This window comes from Methylovulum miyakonense HT12, from assembly GCF_000384075.1.
GTDB classification, from domain to species: Bacteria; Pseudomonadota; Gammaproteobacteria; order Methylococcales; family Methylomonadaceae; genus Methylovulum; species Methylovulum miyakonense.
In genome coordinates this window covers 3,298,160-3,322,773 of sequence record NZ_KB913025.1, presented here as the reverse complement: position 1 = coordinate 3,322,773, position 24,614 = coordinate 3,298,160, and the positions used below count along the sequence as shown (strand labels likewise).

Here is a 24,614-nt window from a genome sequence, read left to right as displayed (position 1 = left end):
TTTCACAAGATTAGCTAACAATTTGACACAAACCATGGCGGAGTCAACTGTTATCCCTGGTTTTGATAAGGCGTTTTGGCGGGATTTTTTAACCCCGCTCACAAATAACGTTGTGCAAACTCATTTTCTGGCAGCGGCTTACTGAAATAATAGCCCTGATACCCTGTGCAGTGCTTGTCGTTTAAAAATTGCAATTGCCCGGCCGTTTCGACGCCTTCGGCTATGACCGACAAACCCAGATGCCTGGCCATTGCCAGGATGGTCTCAACGATAACGGTGTCATTGGGGTCGATGCCAATGTCGCGGACAAAGCTTTGGTCTATTTTCAACTGGCTGATGGGCAACACTTTCAGATAAGACAGCGACGAATACCCCGTGCCAAAATCGTCAATGGCAATCTCAACCCCGAGATTTTTCAACGCCTGCAATTTGGCGACGCTATCTTTGATATTGTCAATAATGATGCCTTCGGTGACTTCCAGCATTAACCGTGACGCCGCAATATGATGCTCTTTCAGGATGCCGATAATGTTGGCCTCGAACTGGGTTTGCTGAAACTCCTTGGGGCAAATGTTGACAGCCAAATGCGGCAGCCCCGGCCATTTTTGCAATTGCTTGCAGGCCTCCCGTAACACCCATTCACCTATCGGTATGATCAAGCCGGTTTCCTCCGCAACGGGAATAAACTCAGAAGGCGGCAACAGGCCTTCACGAGGATGCCGCCAACGCAGCAAAGCCTCCGCCCCTAGCAATTTCGCGTTGTTGTCAAATTGTGGCTGGTAATATAAAAGGAATTCGTCCCTGGCAATTGCGTTACGCAAGTCCTGCTCTAAAATCAAGCGTTGGGCGGCACGCTTTTGCATATCTCGGTTATAAAAACTGATGGTGTCCCTGCCCCTTTGCTTAGCATGGTACATGGCGGTGTCCGCCTGCTTTAAAAGCTCCCCCGATGTAATTTTAACCGATTGGCTTCCGCTAGCTTCCAACAAGGTGATGCCAATGCTGGAGCTGATGTGATGGATGTAGCCTTTTAGATGGTAAGGGGCCTGCAATAGCGCCTGCACCCGCTCGGCAAGGGTTAAGGCGCGGTCAAACAATGATCCCGCATCCCCGGTGTTCAGCAATAACACGAATTCATCACCGCCCAACCGGGCGACGGTGTCATCATCAGTCACGCATTCTGTAAGGCGCTTGGCGACTTGTAGCAACAGTTCGTCACCAATGTCATGCCCTAAGGCATCGTTCAAGGTCTTAAAATGGTCAAGGTCAAGATACAACAGCGCGCTGCTGCTATGGTGATGCGACGTTTTTAGAATGGCCTGATCTAGGCGGTCTAAAAATAAGCGGCGATTGGGCAAATTGGTCAGCGCATCAAAAAAAGCCAGATGGATAATTTGCTCTTCAGAATTTTTCTTTTCAATCGCGATGCTGGCCAGTTGGGCAAGCTCTTGAAGCTCATTGAGCTGCGCTTCGCTAGGACAATGTGGCCTGCGATGGTAAATGGCGAATGTGCCTAGCACTTGTTCCTTTGAAGAAAAAATCGGCTCCGACCAGCAGCTTGCCAATCCGGCTTGTGCGGCCAGATCCGTATAACCCTGCCAATAGGGATGGTGCTGAATGTCCTCGACAATAACACGCTGCCCACGATAGGCTGAAGTCCCGCAACAGCCCACACCGTCACCGATGGCAACACCGTCTATCGCTTGGTTATAAAACTCTGGCAACGTGGGCGCGGCCCCCAAATAAAGCCGTTGCTTGCTTTCATCCAGCAGCAAAACTGAACACAGGCTCCCCGGATACATCCGTTCTGCGATATGCACAATCATATCCAGCACATCCGCCAGCGGCGATGTGCTGACGATGGCTTGCAGCACTTTATTATGGTCATTACGCCGTAGGATAATTTCTTTACGTTCGGTGATTTCTTTTTCCAACTCGCGGGTGCGGAGTTCGACGATCCCTTCGGTTTGCATGGCCCGCCCGGTCAACATCAGCAAACCCAAGCCAATCAGGCTAACCAGCAACAAACAACCTAAAATCAACCACCAAACACTCCAAGAAAGCTCTATCGAATAAAACCGTGGCGTTGCCGTGTAGGCGACATTCCAAAGACGGTCCGCCACCTGCAACCGCATGGTTTTTTCCAGTTTCGGGAAATCCAACGTTGACGCCGGATTACCGCCCCCATCATTAAAAAGTTCGCTATCGCCATCGGTAATCTTCAACGACAGTTGCAAATGCCCAAACTGGCTTTGCACTTCGCTAACCTTATCGCCGACCAGTAAAACGCCCGCAACCACCCCCCGGAGATACTGCCGGCGTTGTTCCACGGTATCTACGGCCTGGTTTGCCTGATAAACCGGCGTATAAATAACGACACCGGGATAATTGCCAGTATCCTGGATAAGATGCACCCTTTCCGTCAGGGTCGTTTGCGCTTTATCCCGTGCCGTTTGGACGGCCTTGTACGCAACCGGATTAGAACTGACATCAAAACCAAAAGCGCGTTCATTACCCCGGTAAGGCTCCACATAAGCGATGGGAAAAGATTCACTACGGGACGGATTATAACTGCCATCAGATCCGTGGATAATGAAAGAGGTGCCTAAAAGGCGTTGATAAAAGAGCCGGTTATCGGCGGTGACCCTAGGGATCCATTCCAAGGCCTGGATATTTTTATGGAGACTGAAAATAGTATGGGTAAACGTTTTGAATTCTGCCGGGCTTATATCCGCCGAACTGTCAAAAAACGCCTTCAAGGTATGGGTAATATCAACGGTACGGTCAAATTCATTTTGCAAGGCATTATTGAGCAGGCTGGCACGTTCATCAAAAAGCGTGCCGATGCGTTTTTGTTCCTGGTTTTTACCCAAATGGAACAACGCCGTCACCAATAGCAACAAAATGACCAGCGGCACGGCAACCGAATTGATCCGGGAGCGCCACCGCTCCCTTGGCGCACCTATCAAGCATAGCAACAAGGGCGCGAAAATCAGTGTGCCTATAGTGTCGCCACTCCACCAAGTCAGCCACCCAAAGCCCATATCTTCTTGAGTGCTCACCCCCCTCAGGTACAAGGTCACCATGCCTATTGATGCGGAAACCATACAACTGACAGGCCCGCCCAAACTTAAGAAGCGCAGGATACTGCCATCGCTAATCAAGACATTATCAGCACCCACATACCGTTTGGCCAGCCATGCCCCCAACCCGGCTTGCAAAGTGGCGGCAGTACCGACAATGGCACCGATAACCAATGAGGAAGAAACTGTTTGCGGGCTGGAACTATCCAAAAATGCATAGGTTTGGATTAAAAAAGCCCCTAACCAAATACCCGGCAGTACCCGCCATCCGTAAACAAAAATACCCGCCAACGCAACACCCGCCGCTGGCCAAATCGGGCTGGCATGGCTAGGAGGAATGGCAATCAAATTGCCTAAATACCCCGCAAAAAAATACCCCATCCCTAAGAAAATATTAAGCCGCATCATCAACGAAAATAGCCATGCATGAACAAAGTTACAGATAATGGCGATATTCTACTCTCTGTTGCTTGTAACTAAAGCGACGTTCGTTAAGTTGGGGGATTTTTGAACTTAAGGCAGGACACTACCAATTAAAATATTCTGCTATGCCCGATTACTGTGCCTGAAGTGAATTTTCTAGGCCTTACGAAAAAACTGCTGTAGTTTTGATAAGTTTTTGATGACCAGGCTAAATACCCCGCCTATGCCATTATTTTTCATGGCTTGGAGATCTTCGGTGCTTTTTCTTAAAATATTTTTCCAATTCTTATTGCTTGCCCCACCCACACGCATTTTTATCAAAATGCTAGGGATGTAATGTGTTGAAATTTGCTGCTTACCCAAAAAACGCAAGATCAAATCATAATCGGCGGCAATTTTAAAACGGGTATCAAACAAACCATAGCGTTCGTAGACGTCCCGTTTAACAAAAAAAGTCGGATGGGGCGGCATCCAGCCATGACGCAATTTATTCAGCGAGAACCCGCCACTTTGCCAATAACGGATAATTCTCGTAGGGTCATTTTTATCGATATAAGTCAGGTCTCCGTAAACAGAATCAACACCATAATCCATAAAAGCTTGGGCGACTTTTTCGATCGCTTGGTTATCTTCATACAAATCATCCGAATGCAAAAAACCAATAATGTCGCCCGTCGCCAGCTTTATGCCTTTATTAAGGCCATCATAAATGCCTTTATCCGGTTCGGAGATAAATGTAGCCAGACGGTCTTGATAAGGTTTCACAACACCTACCGTACCATCAGTGGAACCGCCGTCGATGATAATGTATTCAATATCAGGATACGTTTGTGACAGCACCGAAGCGATGGCATCAGCGATGGTTTCTTGGTTGTTAAAAACCGAAGTGATGATAGAAATTTTCACACAACAATCCTATTTTATATTTCACCTAAATTTTCGAGAATTTCATCAGCAATTAGCTTTGGCTCTATATGGCTTTTGGGGTCTTTTTAACCAAAACAGCCAATAACGAAGACAGCAAGCCTTTACCGCGTTTTCTGACATTATGGACAAACTCAAAAAAGCTCAGGTACAGCGGCAACTTGGCTTGTGAAATGCCGCGATGCGGGCGCAGCCAGGAACGCAACAGCGACCAGAAGCCTTCCATGGTGTTTGAATGGACTTCGCAGAAGCCGTCACCATCTTCATCGCGGGCGTATTCACCCGCCGAATGGTTGACGGTCTTGTGTGGGTAGCCCCACGCTTCCAAGCGGCTGTAGATGTTGTATTCGTCGGTATAGATTGGTGTGCCGGGCATAATGGTTTGTAGGATCAAGGGGTTGATGGTGGCCTGTTGCACGTTGTCTAGCATCCTGATGACGACTTCACCCGTACGTTGGATCATGCCAAAAACGGGTGGTTTCTCCGTCGCCAGCGTACCACGTCCACGCGCGCCCTTCAGACGGCGGCAACGGGGTTTCCGTCCGGCTTCGGCAACTTTTTCCGGTTGTCCTTTGTGGCCCGCCACTATATAGACCTCGTCGCATTCGCCCCCCCGGACAGGGTTACCGGCTCTTTTTTTTAGGCTATGTCACCGTTAGTTGTTGAAAAAATTTTATGTTCGGCGCAAAGCCTTATTTAATGCGGATTGCGGCTTTTACTCAAAGCCGCGTCATTTAAGGCTTCCACAATTAACGGTGACATAGCCTTTTTTTATCAATGCCTGTGCGTAGGTGTTCAGTCATGTACTGCAAATCGTCCTTGTTCAAGTCCAGTTCTTGGGCAATCTGCTGGTTGGACAGGTTCAGCCCCATGAAATACAGGCACAGCACCCAGACCGACAGCGGCTGGTGATACCCCGACAAAACCGTCCCGGTCAGGTCATCGAAACGTTTGTCACAAGTCTTGCATTGGTAACGCTGGCAGGTGTGTTGCGGGCTGTCGTAGCCACGACGAATCGTGTCGCCGCTGTCGCAATGCGGGCAGCTGACACCATCAGCCCAACGCAACTGCCGGATGGTGGCATAACATTGGGCTTCACTGACCAGTTGTTTGATAGTTATGATTGAGGTTTCCATCAGACTATTTTATCAAAAGACCTCAAAACACATATCGAGCCAATATTTTAATCGGCATTATCGGCTTTTTGCATTCATCAAAACTGTTCGAGCAATCCCGCCTTAAACCCACCGCTTTAAAATCCTTGCCAATAACCTCAATTCGCTGACGGATCATGAAGCCGAAGCCTACCCAGAGCATCAGATAAGGCCATAAGATTAACTGAACTTATACCTTTTCACACCTCAAACGGTGCTTGCCACGCGCTCATGCCAACCAGGGGACAGTTTTCACTACCACTTTAAAAGAAATCACCAAAAATTTGATCGGAGTTGTGCCGGATGCGTCAAAACCACGATCGGAACACCCTAAACCTCACCGAAAACAGAAATATAAATCAACTTGAAATTTTTTAGCTGCCTTAGGTTTAAAGGCACACGATTACCCACATCTTATATCAAATGGCATAAACCGCTTTGCCCACTTCAATCCCGACAGCATAATGCCGGACTTTCTCCATGCCTTCCCAAATCGCCTTGGGCCCGGGCTTGCCATCGGATTTGCGGCCTAAAAAACCGCCCAGGCGGGCGACCAGCCGCACCATTTCGCCCAGCGGTGGCGGTTCCGGCGGCGGCTTTTTCCGATGCGCCACCATCCAGGCGGCCTGCCATTCTTCGGGGTCGAACACCACGTCACACGGCAGCCCCGGGCATTCCTGGCCAAGCGTCACCAGATGGAGGATCCGCCAGGCGATGATGAAATAAATCACCAGCAACCGCTCCAGCCGTTCCATGCTGGCCAGTTGCCTGGCCTCGACACGGCAACCACTTTTTAGGATGCGGAAAAAGATTTACCCTAAAGGGCACACGTCAACCGGCCACCGGCAACGGTACCACCCCACCAGTTCCGCCGCCTGCTCGAGGGTGGCGGCCTCGCGGTTGGTCAGCAGCCGCCATTCAATGGCCTTTTCACCCGGCGGCGGGTTGTCCTCGCGTGCCAGGATGGCCGTCACGTCCAATTCGGGTTCGCCTTTGTGCTTGGGCAAGGTGGCCCGCAGGGCATACAGGCTCTGGCAAACCTTGCGGTCGCCGTTGGCTTCGAGCATAAATTCAATTTGCCCCAGTGGCTGTTGCTGGCTGGCTTTGTCCCACAGCTTTTGGGCAGCCTCTTCTTCACCCGTTTTCGCCAAGTTGCGGTTATGCCGAGCCCGCACAAAAAGTCAGCCGAATAGTTGCGCCGCCTCGCCTCATCCATCAGTTCGCGGATATCGGACTCACGGTCGCCGACCTGGACAAAGCGGCTGTCCGGCACACGTCCGGCGGTGTCGGCCACGAGGGTGTAGCCTTCTTTCCAGCGGCTGCTTTCCTTAGGGACAGGGCTTGTGCCTTTGGGTTGCCGCGCCCATTTATGACCCTTAGGTTACAGCCAGGCGTCCATCACCCCCAAGGCCAGGCGTTGCGGCGTGGCCATCAGCGTCAGGTGGGCGTACAGGCCGTGCTGTGCCTCGTAACTGAGGCGGCCCAGCCCGGCGATGCCGGGCTGGCTAGTGAAATCCAGTTCGGTGGTGTCCTGGATGCACAGGACCACCGGATGCCCTTGCGCCCTGTGTTCGCTTTTCCCGGCATGGCAGGCCAACAGTTCCATCGGGTCTACGGCGCCGTTTGACAGCAGGCGGTAAGCCGCCTTCGTTTCCGCCCAGCCTTCGGAGGCGCTTGGAATGCTCGCCCTGGGTGAATTTGATAAGTTTTCCATCAGTGACACCAACCGTTTCGTCCGCCGTTTGTCGCCTAATTCTAGGCCCCCAATTCCTGTTGTACCCAGCTCATATGATTAGTGAAAAGGTTATATCATCGCTGATTTTTTGGAGTTGTGGGTAATGGTGTGGTTTAAAGGGTTGAGAAGGGTATTACCATCTTTTCATAGAAACCTTTGATATGAGAGCATTCCGAATTCACCAAACTGCTTTGTTCTTTTATATCGCTGCGCCCGATTTTCACTGTAAATTGTCGACCTAATGAAAGATGATCCGTTTGATTTCATTTAGTAGAGAATAACCAAAAACCATGATACTCAGTTCATCATTTTCATTGAACCAGAGTTTTCATGTTTAGCTATTTTACACTTCACGCTCACGAATAGGTTTCGCAGGGATCCCGGCATAAATAGTCCAAGGGTCTAACTCTTTAGATGCCATGCTCCCCATAGTTAAAATAGCGCCTTGCCTAACAACTGTACCAGGTGAAAGTATTGCTTTGGCAGCGATCCAAACTTGATCTTCTATAACCACTGGTTTTACAATTAGATTGAATTCAATTTTGCCCCAATCATGGCTACCAGTACAAACGTATACACCTTGTGATAAACAAGTATTAGATCCGATAGTCACCTGATCAAGATTATCAATCCAAACAGCTTCGCCAATCCAGGAATAACATCCAATTACTAATCGCCAAGGAAATTTAATCCTAACCCTAGGTTTTATAATTACATCATTTCCAATTCTAGCACCAAACAGTCTGAGCAATAAACATCGGTGAAAGCTTCCGGGCAACCATGAACTCACGAAAAGCCATTGTGTGATTATCCATAGCCCTTCGACAATAGTACCTCTGCCACGTAAAAAACATTCATCGTTATATTTCATTAATTGCACAGTGGCTCCACAGCTTGCTGAATTGTAGTAAGTCAAACAAGAATAATTATGGGATGTTCAATAAAAATCAATACAGTAAAAATTAAAATAATTATATTTTGTTATTTTTCACCGCAGTGATTGCCGATTTGATCAAAAAATAGTCAAATCACACAATTCTCTTAATAAGTAGAATACTCAACCTATAGTAATTTCCATAATGAGAATTGCTGAGACAAGCCCATTACTCTGCTAGAGTTCAATTCCATGATATTTCTTTATATATGCCTTCATATATTCCCTATCACCTTTTGTTTCCATCTCAATTTCTAGTAATTTCACGTCTACGAGAAGTCTATAAAAAAATGCCTGAAATAAGTGAAAAATAAGTCCTTTATAACCATCAAGAAAGCCAAGACAAAGTATATATCTATAAACAAAATAGCCAAATGACCTAACACCTATCGGCAACCTTGAATACAGTATTTCCTTTAAAATCCTGTTTTTCTTTGCTTGTGGGTCATCAAAATTTTTGATTGAATCGTCTTTATCGTAAAGTGAATATTTTAAATTCAATAACTCCAGCATCTCTCTAGAGGCATAAGAGTTCACCTTATTAATCCAAAATGTAATACCTTTCCTATTGTCATCTACAAATGATCCTTGAAATATAATGGACTTAGCACCAGAATCTAGAACTGTATGCTCATCCATCCAACGATGCTCTACCCGACCTTTGCCTGTTTTCCAAATTCTGAGAAAATATTGAGGATATATCCCGCCAAAACGTATCCATTTTTGATGAAAAAAAATTTTTCTCTTTAAATATACTCCCTGAATTTCAGAATTTAATAATACCAAACGATTTGCAATCTCTGTATTCAAATCAGATTCGATATATTCATCGGCATCCAATTTAATAATCCATTCTGTTTGAATTTCTAAGTTATCTAATCCCCATTGAAATTGCTCAGCTTGATTTATGAACTTTCTTTGCACAACGTAAGCTCCGAGTGACTCCGCAATTTCCACAGTCTTATCTGTAGAAAAAGAGTCAATAACAATAACATTTTTTGCAAGGTCGATAACAGAACGAATACAGCGCTCAATATGCAACTCTTCATTAAATGTCAGAATAATAGCTGTCAGCATTTCAAAGTGTCCCTTCAGCATCAGGCCGTAAAAAGAAAAAATTAGCCTCCGAACAATCACTGTTGGCCTTAATTAAATCCCCATTATTAATAGCATAATATGGTTTATAACCATATTCACCCATTAAGACTAATACATCATTCACAGAAGAATTAAAACGACTTAGATACTCATCAACAAGCTCCATCATAATCACCCTGGGAGGGCTGTTAGATCCTATTAGTTTCATTGCCCCCTCTAAAACCAACATTTCTGCCCCCTCTACATCAACCTTAATGATATCTACTTGTTTAAGTTCTAATTTTGAAAAGTAATTGTCAATTGTAATGGTTGGCACAATTAAACCTTCAGTATCTGAACTACTGCCCAAATATGCATAAGCACCATCTCCTTCAGGAATATTCAGGACAACACAGCCAACTGAATTAGATACGGCTACGTTCTCTACAATAATATTTGTTAATGCGTTCAATTGCGCCGCGAGTTCAATAACTAATGCATTTCTTTTTATGGGCTCAAAGGTAAATACTTTCCCTTCCTTTGAAGAAAGGAGAGCCATATTTAGGGAGTAATATCCTATATTACCGCCAATATCAAAACAGACATCGCCTTTTCTAATGAGCTTTTTTAATGCATTTGTCTCACTGGATTCAAAAGACCGGGTAATCATCATCTTTTTTCCGATATCTTCATTTAGCCAGACAAGGTAAATAACCTCATTCAATTTTAGCTGCTTCAATGTTTGAGTGCTTGGTAAAATATTACGAAACTTTCTATATAACCACCTAATAGGTCTCAATAGTGGACTAATTTTTTTATCGAGAATAATTTTTTGTAGCATGATTTTTCCTTGAGAGCTGGCAATTATAATTACATAATACTAACATCATGAAAATGAAAAATCTGCTTATTTCGTTATGTTTTTATCATAAATGTTGTTGACCTTATTTAAGATATTCTCATCATTGAAATCGATAATTAGGATGGCTATTTGACAAAGTCATCTTGTGAATCGAATCAAGTTATATATCCAAGGTATTTTTTTTTTAATCATGAACACTGAGCACTGAATGAACCTAATTGCCCATTGTAAAACTAAAGGAATTTGCAAAATTTCATCCCAAACAATTTTTTGTTCATGGGCGGCTATTTCAACTAATTGAGATGAAATACCTCCCTGTAAAAATATACATATTGGAAAACTTAATCTCCGAATCACAGAACTTTTCTGCAGAAACTCGCATGTAAAAGCGTAGTCAGCTCCAACTTTAAAATCATCCCTATACTTTTTATTAGAAATCCTTTCCCTGAGATAGAACATTGCTTGATGATGCGTAAACATTCCGTACCAAATAAAATTATGTGACCTAGCTTTTTTTAGATAGAATCTCCCCTTTTTATCTTGTTCAAATGCATCACCATATAGAAAATCAATATTAGATTCTTCTTTTATTACTTGAAAAACCATTTCAAGTACTTTATTGGAAGCTAATGCATCTCCTGAATTCATAAAAACAATATAATTACCAATCGATTTTCCAATTCCCTTATTCATAGCATCGTAAATGCCATTATCTGGTTCAGAACTCCAGGCCAACGGCATATCATTCTCTATACTTCTTAAAAAAATTTGAGTGCCATCTATAGATGCACCATCTACAACGATCCATTCATATGCATGAAACTTCTGGCTTTTTATACTTCTGTACGTTCTTTTAAGCCCGCCCAAATCATTGTAGCAAATTGTAACTATAGAAAAAAAAGTAGCAGTTTTATTTTTCATTTTAAATATCTGATAGCGCTTAACTATTCTTATAATTTTTTATTTAGCCAATTTGCATAGCTCATAAAATAAAGTGAAAGTACCTCACGTATCTCCATGATACTTACCAGGCAAATTGTTTCCTGATTGGCAAGATGCTTCAGCTAGTACTTTTATGACTTCATAAATGATTGTTTATAAGCTACATTATTTGCACTTGAGTTCTTGTTTTCCTGACGGATTAATGGGAATTTTCCCCTAGCTGAAGTATTTTCTTAATCAGGAATTGTTTTATAGATACAAGTCTACTTTTTTTCAATACTTTTTGCTTGGATATAAATGATCAATTGAAATAAGATAAGAAAAAATCCCTGCAGATATACCAAAGCTTACGAATGTGATGGCTACAGACCCTCCGCTAGGAGACCCTCCCATCCACCAAACTAAAATATCAATAATAAACAAAATGTTATAGCGCCCCCAATGAATAAGAGTCAGATAAAGGTAAAGTATTGATCCAACTGCTCCAAATCTAGTAAGTAAATATAGGTACCCGTTCTCAATATCAAATCTCGAATTCACAATCACAGGATCATCATTTAATGAACCTAAAAAACCATCCCAATAGGGGACGCCCATACCAATTCCAAATAAGGTTGTCTTAAAAGAGCTAGACCATAAGTTATATGCAGCTATAATTTGAGAATGTCTCCATGAATCTCCATGTTCGATATAGTCATCGATTCTGTGTAAATACATACTTAAAAAAAACAATGTAACCACAAATAATGGAATTGCAATCAACTTAACGACTTTACCTCTACCTCCCTTAATCGTAAATACTGAAAAAACTATATACATAAATACTAAAAACATTGCAGTTTTTCCACCTGTTATCCCAACAAGAAATATCGACAGAAACGATATAATATATTTTTTCATGTACAAAAACACTGGTAAGAAAAACAACCCAATATTCGAACCGATTATATATAACCTAATCTCAGAGTCCAAATCACTACGAATCATTGCAGGAGAAATTGGTATCCCGGTAAGTAGTTCTATTATTACCAATACAGAAACCATAGTGATCCACACCTCAACAAATCGAACTATCATTTTTATTGTTATAGCATTAATTGAATTAGCATAATAATAACTTGCAAGTCCTAATGGAATTGAAATTAGAGTCCAAATTTGCGATCTAACGATTTGCCATATACTAATCTCCAAACCTAAAAAATATGAATATGTGGTACTAGCTAACACCATAAAGTACAAAACAAAAATGGATGGTCTATTAATAAATATTCTCGCAATAGATGACCTTAGAACAAAAAGTAGGGCTAACGAAAACAATCCCACAAATAACAACGCGCCTCTTGTATTCAAGAAACCACATAGTATCGTAGCCATCAATACAAGAGCTACTGCACCCATAGTCTCTTTTTTTACAACAAGAAAACTCATGATACCTCACACATACACATAAAATAAAAGCCACCCTCTCTTCATCCAGAACCACAGTGGATACAAAGTAATCCCTCGACAAAAAATTTTCTCCGGCAAAGTTTTTCGTTTTGTCCATAAACTATCTGGATATGGCACTTTTGCCTTTGATAAATCCCACCACATTCGAAATTTCATATTTGGGTGGGATTCTCGGGTACATTAGTACGTGATCCGACATCAAAGACCATTCCAACTCTCACAACCTTTCTGTTTGGCAAGTTCAGCCCCCCCTAATTTCCCAAAGATCACTTTTTTTCTTCTTTTCGGGACAAACACAATGTGGTATTTGCAATTCCACTTGGTATAGTTCAGACTTTGACACCCTCGCAGGGTTGATTCCACTTTCTCTTTATCGAATATCAGAGGATGATCGACAGACTTATAGGTCAAACCTTTGGGGAACCGCAAGGCCTGGGGTTTACCAGATTTAATTATCCATAAACTTTATTTATCCCTCAAATAATTCAGCCTATTCCCACTACCAATTCCTGCTATATAAACTTTATCCCAGCTTTCCGAGAACTAATATGCTACAATTATATTTACTCAGCATTTATGCTTAACTACTATAAGAAAACAAACACTGGCCAGTTAACCAATCTCATTTAAACTTATTATTTTCTAATGAAAATTCCATCGACCTGAAGTGTTCTACCGTTATGTGGGTCGGTGAATCCGGGCTGGATAGCCCACAGGTCAAAACCTTCTGCAATTAATCGTTCCATCATCTCTTGCCAAAGATGCTGCCCTTCATATAGTGGAACCAGCGATAGTTCGAGAAGAATTCCTCGCATATGAGGAAGCACATTCTGCGCACCATTTAAAACTTCCCATTCGAAACCTTGAGTATCGATTTTCAGGAACGGATTCTTAAATTTTTCAGTAAAACCGAACGCCATTGAATCTAAAGTTAACAAAGGAACAGATTCCCTTCCAATATAAGTGCTGTGTGGGGCTGCCGATATATGGCTATCGAGCATGGTCAGCAAAGAGCTACTTACAGAATTACCTGAAATATTGATTTCAATCTCATCGTTATGCGCCCCCAATGCACAGCGTGGATATACAACCCATTTAGTATCCCTCGCGCTCGTTTGTTGTAAAACAACATAAGCGTTAGAAAGCGGTTCAAATGAAACAATATTCCCAGCATAACCACCACTACGTATTTCTGATGCGAACTGTCCTTCATTGGCACCGATGTCAAAAACCAGATCGATTTCAAATTTCCTTAATATGGAAGTTATTTGTGCAGCTTGAGATGATTCTGGAGCATACCTATTTATTTCTAAGCCAAACCTCCTGAAAGTATTTTTTATAATCTTTTTCTGAGTATTTATTGAAATCATTTTATTACAACCTCTCAAACGTAACGATTTTTAATTCGTTGAAGAATGGCCCTGTCTAAAGGCTTACCAATAATCTCATCTACTAAAGCTTGCGCCCACAACTTATATCCATATCTTGATTTCAGCATTACGCGCATCGTAAAAATCATAGCTAACAAAAAGCCAATATTATGTCCAAATAGATACTGACCGAATTTAATTCTATTTCTAACAGTATTATAAATATACATCGGCTGGGAATCAGATGATATACCAACGTGATGTAGTATGCGTGCATTTGGTAATACCATGACCCGATAACCACAAGCTTTTATTCTTAGGGCAAACTCCGCTTCCTCGTAGGCTAAGAAATATTTTTCCGGCAGACCTCCAACCAAATCCCAAACATAAAGTTTGCAAACAATTGCCGCGCCAGGTAGATAATCCACATCATAAGGATCAACTCCACGCTGTGTGTCAATACCATATATACTAATTCGGAGTCTGTTAATTGTGCCACCACAAGCCCAAATTTTCGTTGGCTCATCTGCAAACGGCATACAAGGCCCCACAACACCAACATCATTTCTATTTAAAACGGCTAACAACTCTTGTAAAGCATTTTCTAAGACAATTGTGTCATTGTTCAATATCAAAACAAAATCATGATTTTTTTTTCTACCAAAATTAACCCCCATGTTATTTGCTGCGGCAAAACTAGAAACCCCACCTGTCCTAAAGAGTTTAACCCTTGGCAAAAACTCAAAAGGTATTTCCAAATTCTGATAAGGATCATTGTCTACTATCAATATATCTACAAAATCACATTCGAGAATTGATCTAACACAGTTCCATGTATATACTTCTGATCCATAATGAAGGATTACAGTTAAAGTTCGATTAGTCGTTTTCATTTTATATTTTAAAAAGTTCGTGTGAGGCAAATTATATAACGACGTAATTATTGACAAAAAACACGGTTATTTTTGTATAAAACCAAGGTTTTTAATTGGATGATTAAATGATTTTTTCATGAAAGAAAAATATGAACCTCGAACCCATCCATCGTTGATCATTTCAAAAGAACCCTCAAAGCCATATATCCGTGCCCATGCCGGTTTGCAAAAATATAGATAGAGAGTATCTTCGGTCATAATATTTACATGAGTCGGATCTTGAAATGCTTCCTTAGAAGGAAAGCAAGGTTGACTATTAAAAAATATACCATTCGGTTTTAGTACACGAAATATTTCGTTGATTAATTGAATAAATGGAAAATGTGTTACGCCATTTACTATAGAAACTCGCTGTATATGCTCCAATACGTCATAAGCTGTAATGTAGTCAAATGAATCATTCGCAAATGGCAAGTAACCAGAAGAAAAGTCAGAAAATACCACTCCTTTTTCTTTATTTTCCCGCAAGTCTGCACCATAAACTTTATCAGCATTGAACGGGTTTTTAGGTTCAGGTCCAGACCCGATATCAAGAGTCACACTTGGTCTGATAACCGCTAAAGAAAAGAAAAAATGCTCCATTTCTTTGGGGGTTCGATAATATTTCTTTTTTAATCCCGCGACCTGAATCAGCTTGGCTACTTTATTTGCTATTTTTTTATATACAGCGACTTCTTGTGATAGATAATATTTTAGTTGCATCTTTCTACCTTCTATCTAAATTCAGACAAAATAAATAAACTATGAGAATGGTGATGTCTTTTAGAAAAAAATGATAATCATTCTTGGCGGAAATAAAACTGATAAGTTCATTGTCCGCGTAAAAATACTTTAATTCCATGAACACAGGGTACTTTAAAAACTAAATTTTTCAAAGATGACCATCTGCTTATTCCAAGCACATGGCGATCTGTCCACTTATCTGCTGCAACGTCCCTAGTCATATATGGAATATGAGAAAGCGGAAAATCAAGTGACTCGAGTTCTAATTTGGATTCCAAGCGTTTACTTCCCTTGGTATGTGTAGCGTCTTCACCAAAGCCTATATTTTTCACCAAATTACGGATCGGCAATATGGTTAGGCCATTTTGTGCCCAGCATGTAAAAGTCCAGCGATAAGCCCATGAATCAATCTCGCCCGCATAAGAACGATCAAAAATATCAGTCCAATAACGTTGAAATTGCCTACTGCCAACACCAATATCGAGTAGCCAATCTGAATCGCGCAAAGCGAGCCAAAGGGACATATCACGGTCATATAATTTCCAAGCTCGCCGCCAACTTGCCCATCCCCAGCAGTGAGGATAGCGACTCAAAAAATAACTGTATGGTGATTGATGTACCGAACCATGGAAATTATCGCCAGAAATCGCCATGATTCGGGTGTCATTACGATAACGAGCTAGTAATTCATTTGCGTACCGAAAAAAGCTAGGATCTGGTACGCAATCGTCTTCCAGAATAATGCCCTCTTCAACATGTTCAAAAAACCAATCAATAGCTCCGCTAACGGCGCGGCGACAACCCATATTCTCTTCACGAAATAGAGTTTTAACTTCGCACGACCAATCGATCGATATAGCTATTTCCCTTGCAGCTTCAGTTTTTGATCTCTCATCGGGTCTAGTAGCTCTTGGCCCATCAGCTGCAACATACAAGTATTTTGGTTTTATTTTGCGAAGTACGCCCATTACTTTCGCAACAGTATCTGGCCTGTTGAAAATGACCAGTAATATGGGAACATCCACAGTTACAGAGTATCTCATTCAAGCCTCACAAACTAGAAGAGCTATCAAACAATCACATTCATTGCCTTTGTAGAGTGTACCCATTTATTCCATACTCCATATATAACACTAGCTATTATCAATCTATTGTTTCATAAATTGGATTGCTTCAACTCACAGTTTCTTGGATAAAAATAACTGTATTCATAGTTTTTGCAAACACAATGTAGCTATATTTCTTCAAGAAAATCGCAAATTCACTATTCTCAATTTCAGACAATGAGCTTCCCAAAATTTCGACGAGAATAATTCTTGGTTTGTATTTATTCCAATCGTTTGAATGCAAAATGTCCAAATCCAAGCCTTCAACATCGATGCTTAGAAAATCTATTTCCACTCCATTTGGCAAATGCTTATCCAGTACAGAAGAAAGCTTTGAAGTTTGTAGCTCTATCTCTTGTTGGATAAAATACCCGTTATTTCCATCTCGTACCTTCGATAACTCTCTCGAAAATCCGTTTAATGCAGGCTCATTAAACGCATAGTAGGTCAACAATCGATCATTATTGCTAATTGGTATTTCTAAATTGATATCTCTCGGTCTAAATTTCTGAAATAGCTTCATACTCTCTGGCATAGCATCTATGTTGATTCCTTTCCAGCCTTGTTTATAAAAGAAATATGTATTCGAGAATCTAAAGGGGTGGTGTGCACCAACATCGACGTAGAAGCCAATCTGCTGCTTTCCAAAGATACGCATCAATATCATGTCCTCGCCTTCTTGCGAATAGGATTTGATTGAATAGCCATCGAAATAATTATTTCTAATAAATATAATTAATTTCAATAATCGATTAGGAATAAGACTCTTAATTAAACTTTTCATAATGACTATTCTCAACTGCAGCTTTAGAATAATGTGGCTGTGAATTATTTAACGGTCGAAATCTAGCATTTCTCGTAAAAAAAATGCTTGTCGTCCAAGTATAATTGTTTATCGGCCCAAAACCATGAAAGTCTATCTCCAATAAATCCAACTTTTCCCTTAAAAAACTTGAAGTTTCTTTGTACCAATCTGCATTATCAAGAATGACAATCCCGCTATCCGAAAGATGCTCTTGAACTATTTGGGCACATTTTTCTCGGTATATCCCATCAATAATTATCACGTCAAATTTTTCTGGTATTTTATTTATTGCATCCAAATATTCATTTTCATTTTCGCAAAAATAAATTTTCTGATTTATTGCCACGTCCTTTTTTATTTTTTCATACCAATCTTTGTTATGCTCTACAGAAAATACCGACCTAGCTTTTTTTGCCCAATAACAGGAAGAGTTACCGCTACCGTATTCAAAAACAATCTTGTTGCTAAAATCAATGTTGTCTAAATACTCTATGGCTGGATATGTGTACCACGGTATCTTGGCGTTCGTAATGTCAACACATTCCCACTGGCGAATAGTTTTAAACTGACCATACCTTATAGCAAGAATGCGAAAATTTACTAACTGTTTCTTAATGGAGACTGGCAACAATACAGAAATACACTTTGAAATAATTTTCTTAATAACCACTTCTTACCCCTTTCAACATAAATGCCCCGACCTTCATAAAAAACATACCCCTTGTTTTTTTGCTACACATATCAAATGCAAGTCCAGCGACCATATAGCTAAAAACAGTAGCCATTGCAGCGCCCACTAAACCATAAATTGGTATAAGGCCCAAGTTCAGCACAACGTTTATGATCGCCCCCCAAAATGTTCTATAAAATGAATACCGTTGTAAATTTTCACTTGTAAACCAACTACTACTTGCAACCCCCAGAGATACGAAAATACTTGCCCATATATGTATCATAAGAACCTGGCCTGCTTCTTTATAGGCCTCGCCATATAGCAGAATTATCAGCCAATCACTCAAAAAAGTCATTGGCAAGGCAAGAGCCACTCCTATCCATACCAGAAAAGTAAATAACCTTTGCAACCTTGCATGATAAAGTCTTTCACTTGACTTTTTGGCACTAATTATGGCGGGAAAAAGAGATTGGGTGATAATCACCGGAATAAAGTACCACACCTCGCTTAACCTCACTGCTGCGGAATAATGACCTACTTCTTTTTCGCCCAGCATTTCTTTGATCATGATCTGGTCGATACGCATATAAATCATGATGACCAGACCACTCAGAATCAGCGGCCAACTATCCTTAAGCAGCCGCTTGGCCATGACCATATCAAAACGGCGAAAAAAGCTTCCGAGTTTTTGGTATCGATAAGCGATGTAAAGCGACACCGCAACCGTGGCCTGATCGATAAGGCTGACAATCACAAACCAAAACAAACCCGCTCCCGTAAGGACGAAATATATTTTCAACAGCGAGGACACTAGAAGTTGTGTCAGCTTGCAGATTGAAACAAATTTTGAAAGCGCCCTGGATTGAAAGTAAAAATTGACCACCTCGAACGATTGAAAGATGGTTCCGCTGGCGATGATTAAAATATAAAGTTCTGTGGTAGGGTCATTTGGAGTCAGTTGCGTGATAAGCACAATAACTCCAAGCATGGCAACCGCACCGCCCACTTTTAACCAGAATGCCGTACCCATATAGAGGTCACGCTGGCTAGGATCACGCACCAGATCGCGAACAATTATGCTGTCCAGCCCTAACTTGGCAATGCTGCTGAATAAGGTAGTAAAAGCGAGGGCATAACTAAACACACCAAACTGGGTTGGCCCCAGATAACGCGCAACCCAGACACCCACCAGCACTCCGGCAACCATGCGCATTATCTGCTCGGCAAACATCCAGGATGTATTGGCAAAATAGCGGCGGAAGCCTTGATGCGTTTTGGCTGTGTGGGTAATTTGCTTGATGCGTGTCAACACAATGAACTACCCAAAATAGACTTTGCCATCCAAATTTCGGGTACTTGAAGATAAAAAAAATGGTCAGATCCTATTTTTGTACACATTACTTATATTCCGATTCGCTGCGTATAAAAAAGAAAGAGGTCAAACCTCTATATTATTCGGTGCAAATAAGGTCTTCTATCACAGTGATGCCAACCCTGCATTACCTCGATGTTTTCAATATCCGTGCCTTGTTGGATAAGTTTTAACGCTTTCAATTTTGTCGTATGTCCTATACCTTTCTCAATCCTTACAGCCTCGCCTTCTGTTTTTCGTACATAAAAGCTGTCACTAAAAGAAGACCCAAACATGCTAGCTTGATACTTTCACTTTCCAGCACATCTAGAATAGTAATGTTTTCTTTCAGAGCTCACTTAAAAAGCCTTCCAATATACTGAAGTTCGTTTTGTTGCGCGACAAGCGTTTAAGTCGTTTACTTTTCAGTTCTAAGAAGCTGTTGATTAATCAAATACCAGTCGTAGGTGTGTTGTATCCCTTTTGCCAAGTCTGTTTTGGCTTCCCAGCCCTGACTTTGTAATTTGCTTACATCCAATAGTTTTCGAGGCGTCCCATCTGGTTTACTTGCATCAAAATCGATCTGACCATTAAATCCAACGACATCTTGTACTAATTGCGCTAATTCTTTAATGGATATATCTTCCCCAGTACCCACATTTACAATTTCTGCATCCGAATAGTTTTCCAGTAAAAAAACGCTGGCATCTGCCATGTCATCAACATAGAGGAACTCGCGTTTTGGTGTGCCCGTACCCCAGATCGTTACGGTAGAATCCTTGTTAATTTTGGCCTCATGGAATTTTCTAATCAAAGCGGGCAGTACATGGGAATTCTGAAGGTCGAAATTATCACCTGGGCCGTAGAGATTGGTGGGCATCAAGCTGATGGCATCAAATCCGTATTGTTTTCGATAGGCCTGACACATTTTGATACCGGCAATTTTAGCGATGGCATACCATTCGTTGGTTGGCTCTAAGTCACCTGTTAAAAGGTATTCCTCCTTTAGGGGCTGGGCAGCCATTTTAGGGTAGATACAGGAAGATCCCAGAAAAACAAATTTTTGCACACCAGCACGGTAGGCACCATCAATCAGGTTGTTTTGAATACTGAGATTGTCGTAGATAAATTCCGCTGGATAACTGTTATTTGCATGAATTCCGCCTACTTTAGCGGCAGCATCTATGACTACCGAAGGTTTTTCCTGATAAAAAAAACGGTCAACTGCGGCTTTATCCATCAAATTAAGGTCTTGCCGTGTCCGAGTGACAATATTTTGATAGCCTTTGCTGTGCAAATTTCTAATGATTGCTGAACCCACCAAACCATTGTGACCCGCAACAAATATCTTTGTGATTTGGTTGATGATGGCTGGGATTACATTAATTTCCATAGACTATCTCTTGTTAGCTTTAGCTTAGGTATCCAATAATCGGTGACTGCGGGCAGGTAAATCTGTAGGTTTGTTGAACAATATTTGTAGGGTGGGCAAAAATAGCCTTGCCGTTTGCGTTTATGCCCTGAGAGCACAACTTTTTACTGGCAAACGGTGGGCAGAAAGGCTTTGCCCACCCTACATTGTTAAATCACAGATGCCCCACCACCCAATAATTATTGCTTATTCGTTATATTCAAACGTTTTGAAACCTTCCCGATTGCATAACTCATCCCGTTGGGCGGATTTAAGGTCGGCATTAACCATTTCTGCAACTAATTCTTTAAGGGAAATTTTAGGCAACCATCCTAATTTTTCTTTGGCTTTAGTCGGGTCACCTAACAGGGTCTCAACTTCGGTTGGCCTAAAATAACGGAAGTCAACCGCCACAAGGCATTTTCCAGTTTCTGTGCAATAGCCTTTTTCATCAACACCTTCACCTTCCCAACGAAGCTTGATAGCCAATTCTTCCGCTGCAAAATTAATAAAGTCGCGGACTGAATACTGGACACCGGTAGCAATAACGAAATCATCGGGCGTTTCTTGTTGCAACATTAACCATTGCATTTCAACATAGTCTTTGGCGTGCCCCCAATCGCGTAAGGCACTTAAATTTCCTAGATAAAGGCAATCCTGCATACCCAGTTTTATTCTAGCTAAAGCACGGGTGATTTTGCGGGTAACAAATGTTTCCCCACGAATGGGGGATTCGTGGTTGAATAAAATGCCGTTACAAGCATAAATACCATAAGCTTCCCGGTAATTGACCGTAATCCAATACGCATACAATTTGGCAACTGCGTAGGGGCTGCGCGGATAAAAAGGGGTAGTTTCCTTTTGTGGTATTTCCTGCACCAAACCATAAAGCTCTGAGGTGGAAGCTTGATAAAAACGGGTTTTCTTTTCTAGCCCAAGCAGACGGATAGCTTCTAAGATGCGTAACGTGCCTATGCCATCAGCGTTAGCGGTATATTCCGGGGTATCAAAACTGACGGCCACATGGCTCATCGCCGCCAAGTTATAAATTTCATCCGGCTGCACCTGCTGAATGATACGGATGAGGTTAGTGGAATCGGTCAAATCACCGTAATGCAGCACAAAATTTCGATTGGATACATGGGGGTCTTGGTACAAGTGATCAATGCGGTCTGTATTAAATAGCGATGAACGGCGTTTAATACCATGGACAATATAATTTTTGTTGAGTAAAAACTCTGCCAAGTAAGCACCATCTTGTCCAGTAATGCCAGTAATTAGGGCTACTTTATTCATTTTATGGTTAAGTCTCGGAATGAAAATTTAGTTGGATCTTTGATAATTGTATCGGTACACATATTTTCCATATCCATATCCATATCCATATCCATATCCATATCCATATCTTGAGGATTTTCGTGGCAGGTCGTTAAAGATAATGCCTTTCATGTGTATCCCAGCCTGAACAAGGCGTTTGGCACTTTGCTCAAGCTCACGCATCGGATGTTGGCCAGCTTTTACTACCATTAAGGTTGCACTTGACATACGGCCGATAATGCAAGCATCCGTAACTGCCAATATAGGTGGCGAATCGATTATAATATGGTCATATTTTTTGCTAAGCGTTTCCAATAACTGCCCGAAACGCTCGTGCAGCAATAATTCTGATGGGTTAGGAGGAATGGAACCTGTTGGTATAAAGTCGATATTGGCCTCTAGTATATGGTGGACTGCCTTATCTAAAGCAATGGCATTAGAGATTAGGTCTGATAGCCCATCCTCCCTGTTTAACCCTAAGGATCTGTTAATAACGCCATTTCGTAAGTCACCGTCAATTAACATGATTCTTTTCCCGGCATCGGCCAGTACAGTGGCTAGGTTAAGACAAACGAATGACTTGCCTACACCCGGGCTAGGGCCGGTAATCATGATAACGTTGTTCTGCGCTTCCAAAAAAGCAAAATGCAAGGTAGTGCGCAAACTTCTCAAGCTTTCTATCGCCAAGTCTTCTTTGTTGTCCAACGCTAAGATACCCACCTCATTGAGCGGCTTTTTGCCTAGTTTTTTTATTTTCTCACTGAGTTTTGCTTGGCCATCACTATGGGGGATGGTGGCATAAACCGGAATATTGAGTTGTTTTTCGATTTGATCAGGGTCTTCAATTCCACGATGCATTGCTTTACGGATAAAGACCACAACCAGGCCAACAATTAGCCCTAACATTAACGCCACTGCAACAATTAAAGATTTTTTAGGCTTAATCGGATCGGTGGGTAATACCGCTTCGTCAATAACCCTTACATTGCCAACGGTACCAGCTTTGGCGACTCTTAAAGTTTGTGCGTTGTTGAGCAATGTGGTGTACAGCTCGGTGCTAACTTTTACGTCGCGGGATAATCTTAAGATGACCTGTTGGGTTTCAGGCAATGCTTCGATTTTTTTATCGTTTGCATTCATTTGCGTTTGCAGCCTAGCGATTTGTTTATCAATTGCTATGACTGTCGGATGTGATTCGGTAAATTTCCCGCGTAATTCGTCCCTTTTTTGCTGCAACAATGTAATTTGGGTTTTTATTTCAACCACACCGCTTAAAACGTTTTGTGTTTCTATATCCAGGTCAATTGAGCCTTTGTTGGTTCTAAATTCATTTAAGGCTGCTGTGGACGCCTCCAATTGGTCTTTAATGACGGGCAGTTGTTTATCCAGAAATTCAAGGGTGCTTTGGGCTTCTTTAGATTTTTGTTCAACATTCTGCCGCACATAAATATTGGCCACTTCATTAAGCGTCTTCATTGCCATTATTGGATTGGCAGACTCCAAGGTAAAACTCAGGATCCCTGTGCTTTTTCCTTTTTCAGAAACAGTCAAATTCTCTTGCAGGTTATCAATCGCACTGGTTAATGATAGCCTAATCACAGTGAATTGAGTGCCAGGACGGGCTTTTATTAGCGATACAAATAGGGTAAACGTTTCCTGACTTCCATCTAAATTTTTGACTATTGGTTTTCCAACTTCTCCCCCAAGCACTATTTGATCGTCATCCAATAAGCTGAAATGTCCTTGTTCACCAGCTACTAAAGTTAGCTGTTTTCCTATCCAATTCTCAGGCACAGTCAATGTATCTATGGTTATCGACTCACTACCCCAGGCATATTGATCCTGACCGAATAGCGGTGCGGACACTTGTCCGCTTAAGTTCTTTTTTTGAAACCGTCTGGCGATTGCCTCACCAATTATTGGAAAATATTTAGGTTTAGCAGCAATTTCCAAATTAAGATTTTTAACGGCCTCCCCCAACACCTTGCGGGATTTAATAATTTCTATTTCTGCCAATGCAGGCACTTTACTTTCTAATAAAGGAGCTACCGATTCCAGAGCATCGAGGGTGTTTGATTTTTCTTCTATTTGCAACATGCCATCGGCTTTGTAAATAGGGGTGTCTAACAATGCCTTGGCAATCCCCGCAGCAAAAAAAGCCAAGGTAACAAAAATAATGAGATATTTGCCATCAAGGATAGTCGCAATTAAGTCTCCTAAATCAATTTCATCCTCTTCTTGGTTGGCTTGATAGTTACCCGGAGAGGAATTTATATCTGGAAGATGATTTTTCATGCTGTGGTCTGTTTTTGTTCCATTGTTTAGCATATAAATTTATTT

At 41.7% G+C, this 24,614-nt stretch carries 21 protein-coding genes and 2 pseudogenes; all 23 read right to left on the bottom strand.

Annotation, left to right across the window (positions count from 1 at the left end; all coding sequences use genetic code 11):
* Positions 1 to 98: 98 nt before the first annotated feature.
* Positions 99 to 3,491 (bottom strand): EAL domain-containing protein, encoded by a 3,393-nt coding sequence (locus METMI_RS25645; protein ID WP_019867376.1) that lies wholly within the window; start codon positions 3,489 to 3,491, stop codon positions 99 to 101.
* Between the two features lie 171 nt (positions 3,492 to 3,662).
* Complete coding sequence (locus METMI_RS0116350; RefSeq protein WP_019867375.1) at positions 3,663 to 4,412, bottom strand: glycosyltransferase family 2 protein; 750 nt, start codon at positions 4,410 to 4,412, stop codon at positions 3,663 to 3,665.
* Positions 4,413 to 4,476: 64 nt separating this feature from the next.
* Positions 4,477 to 5,058: pseudogene (locus tag METMI_RS0116345) on the bottom strand (IS1595 family transposase); the annotation flags it as partial.
* Positions 5,059 to 5,179: 121 nt separating this feature from the next.
* The gene (locus tag METMI_RS0116340) at positions 5,180 to 5,566 is read right to left on the bottom strand and encodes a transposase (RefSeq protein ID WP_019867373.1); all 387 of its coding nucleotides are present in this window, start codon (positions 5,564 to 5,566) and stop codon (positions 5,180 to 5,182) included.
* A 437-nt stretch (positions 5,567 to 6,003) separates the two neighbouring features.
* Positions 6,004 to 6,339 carry an IS4 family transposase gene (locus tag METMI_RS28325; RefSeq protein ID WP_019867371.1) on the bottom strand — a complete coding sequence of 112 codons (336 nt, stop codon included), beginning with the start codon at positions 6,337 to 6,339 and terminating at the stop codon, positions 6,004 to 6,006.
* A gap of 57 nt (positions 6,340 to 6,396) precedes the next feature.
* Positions 6,397 to 6,759, bottom strand: coding sequence for a hypothetical protein (locus METMI_RS28320; RefSeq protein ID WP_029151440.1), 363 nt, complete (start codon positions 6,757 to 6,759; stop codon positions 6,397 to 6,399).
* Between the two features lie 206 nt (positions 6,760 to 6,965).
* Complete coding sequence (locus tag METMI_RS28315) at positions 6,966 to 7,352, bottom strand: IS4/Tn5 family transposase DNA-binding protein (RefSeq protein WP_408630396.1); 387 nt, start codon at positions 7,350 to 7,352, stop codon at positions 6,966 to 6,968.
* Positions 7,353 to 7,662: 310 nt separating this feature from the next.
* Positions 7,663 to 8,190 carry a WcaF family extracellular polysaccharide biosynthesis acetyltransferase gene (locus METMI_RS0116315; protein ID WP_019867370.1) on the bottom strand — a complete coding sequence of 176 codons (528 nt, stop codon included), beginning with the start codon at positions 8,188 to 8,190 and terminating at the stop codon, positions 7,663 to 7,665.
* A gap of 240 nt (positions 8,191 to 8,430) precedes the next feature.
* Positions 8,431 to 9,330 (bottom strand): glycosyltransferase family 2 protein, encoded by a 900-nt coding sequence (locus METMI_RS0116310; RefSeq protein WP_198007934.1) that lies wholly within the window; start codon positions 9,328 to 9,330, stop codon positions 8,431 to 8,433.
* Between the two features lies 1 nt (position 9,331).
* A complete protein-coding gene (locus tag METMI_RS0116305; protein WP_019867368.1) occupies positions 9,332 to 10,171 on the bottom strand; it encodes an FkbM family methyltransferase in 840 nt (279 codons plus the stop codon).
* Positions 10,172 to 10,330: 159 nt separating this feature from the next.
* Positions 10,331 to 11,113: a glycosyltransferase family 2 protein gene (locus METMI_RS0116300; protein ID WP_019867367.1), complete on the bottom strand. Its 783-nt coding sequence runs from the start codon at positions 11,111 to 11,113 to the stop codon at positions 10,331 to 10,333.
* A 294-nt stretch (positions 11,114 to 11,407) separates the two neighbouring features.
* Positions 11,408 to 12,562 (bottom strand): hypothetical protein, encoded by a 1,155-nt coding sequence (locus tag METMI_RS0116295; RefSeq protein WP_019867366.1) that lies wholly within the window; start codon positions 12,560 to 12,562, stop codon positions 11,408 to 11,410.
* 40 nt (positions 12,563 to 12,602) lie between these two features.
* A pseudogene (tnpA, locus tag METMI_RS26390) lies at positions 12,603 to 12,934 on the bottom strand (IS200/IS605 family transposase); the annotation flags it as partial.
* A gap of 284 nt (positions 12,935 to 13,218) precedes the next feature.
* Positions 13,219 to 13,953 carry an FkbM family methyltransferase gene (locus tag METMI_RS0116290; RefSeq protein WP_019867365.1) on the bottom strand — a complete coding sequence of 245 codons (735 nt, stop codon included), beginning with the start codon at positions 13,951 to 13,953 and terminating at the stop codon, positions 13,219 to 13,221.
* Between the two features lie 14 nt (positions 13,954 to 13,967).
* Entirely contained in the window at positions 13,968 to 14,846 is an 879-nt protein-coding gene (locus METMI_RS24380; RefSeq protein ID WP_040572800.1) for a glycosyltransferase, read from the bottom strand.
* A gap of 66 nt (positions 14,847 to 14,912) precedes the next feature.
* Complete coding sequence (locus METMI_RS25625) at positions 14,913 to 15,590, bottom strand: methyltransferase domain-containing protein (protein ID WP_019867363.1); 678 nt, start codon at positions 15,588 to 15,590, stop codon at positions 14,913 to 14,915.
* Between the two features lie 107 nt (positions 15,591 to 15,697).
* A complete protein-coding gene (locus METMI_RS0116275) occupies positions 15,698 to 16,654 on the bottom strand; it encodes a hypothetical protein (RefSeq protein WP_019867362.1) in 957 nt (318 codons plus the stop codon).
* Between the two features lie 130 nt (positions 16,655 to 16,784).
* Complete coding sequence (locus tag METMI_RS0116270) at positions 16,785 to 17,501, bottom strand: FkbM family methyltransferase (RefSeq protein ID WP_198007933.1); 717 nt, start codon at positions 17,499 to 17,501, stop codon at positions 16,785 to 16,787.
* On the bottom strand, positions 17,485 to 18,192 hold the full coding sequence (locus tag METMI_RS0116265; RefSeq protein WP_019867360.1) for an O-methyltransferase: 708 nt from the start codon (positions 18,190 to 18,192) through the stop codon (positions 17,485 to 17,487). The genes METMI_RS0116270 and METMI_RS0116265 overlap by 17 nt, the downstream gene beginning before the upstream one ends.
* A complete protein-coding gene (locus tag METMI_RS0116260) occupies positions 18,182 to 19,507 on the bottom strand; it encodes a flippase (RefSeq protein WP_029151757.1) in 1,326 nt (441 codons plus the stop codon). The genes METMI_RS0116265 and METMI_RS0116260 overlap by 11 nt, the downstream gene beginning before the upstream one ends.
* 457 nt (positions 19,508 to 19,964) lie before the next feature.
* Positions 19,965 to 20,939, bottom strand: a complete 975-nt coding sequence (gene fcl, locus METMI_RS0116250; RefSeq protein WP_019867357.1) for a GDP-L-fucose synthase — start codon at positions 20,937 to 20,939, stop codon at positions 19,965 to 19,967.
* A 225-nt stretch (positions 20,940 to 21,164) separates the two neighbouring features.
* Complete coding sequence (gene gmd, locus METMI_RS0116245; protein ID WP_019867356.1) at positions 21,165 to 22,253, bottom strand: GDP-mannose 4,6-dehydratase; 1,089 nt, start codon at positions 22,251 to 22,253, stop codon at positions 21,165 to 21,167.
* 27 nt (positions 22,254 to 22,280) lie between these two features.
* Entirely contained in the window at positions 22,281 to 24,602 is a 2,322-nt protein-coding gene (locus tag METMI_RS24370) for a polysaccharide biosynthesis tyrosine autokinase (protein WP_198007932.1), read from the bottom strand.
* Positions 24,603 to 24,614 lie beyond the last annotated feature (12 nt).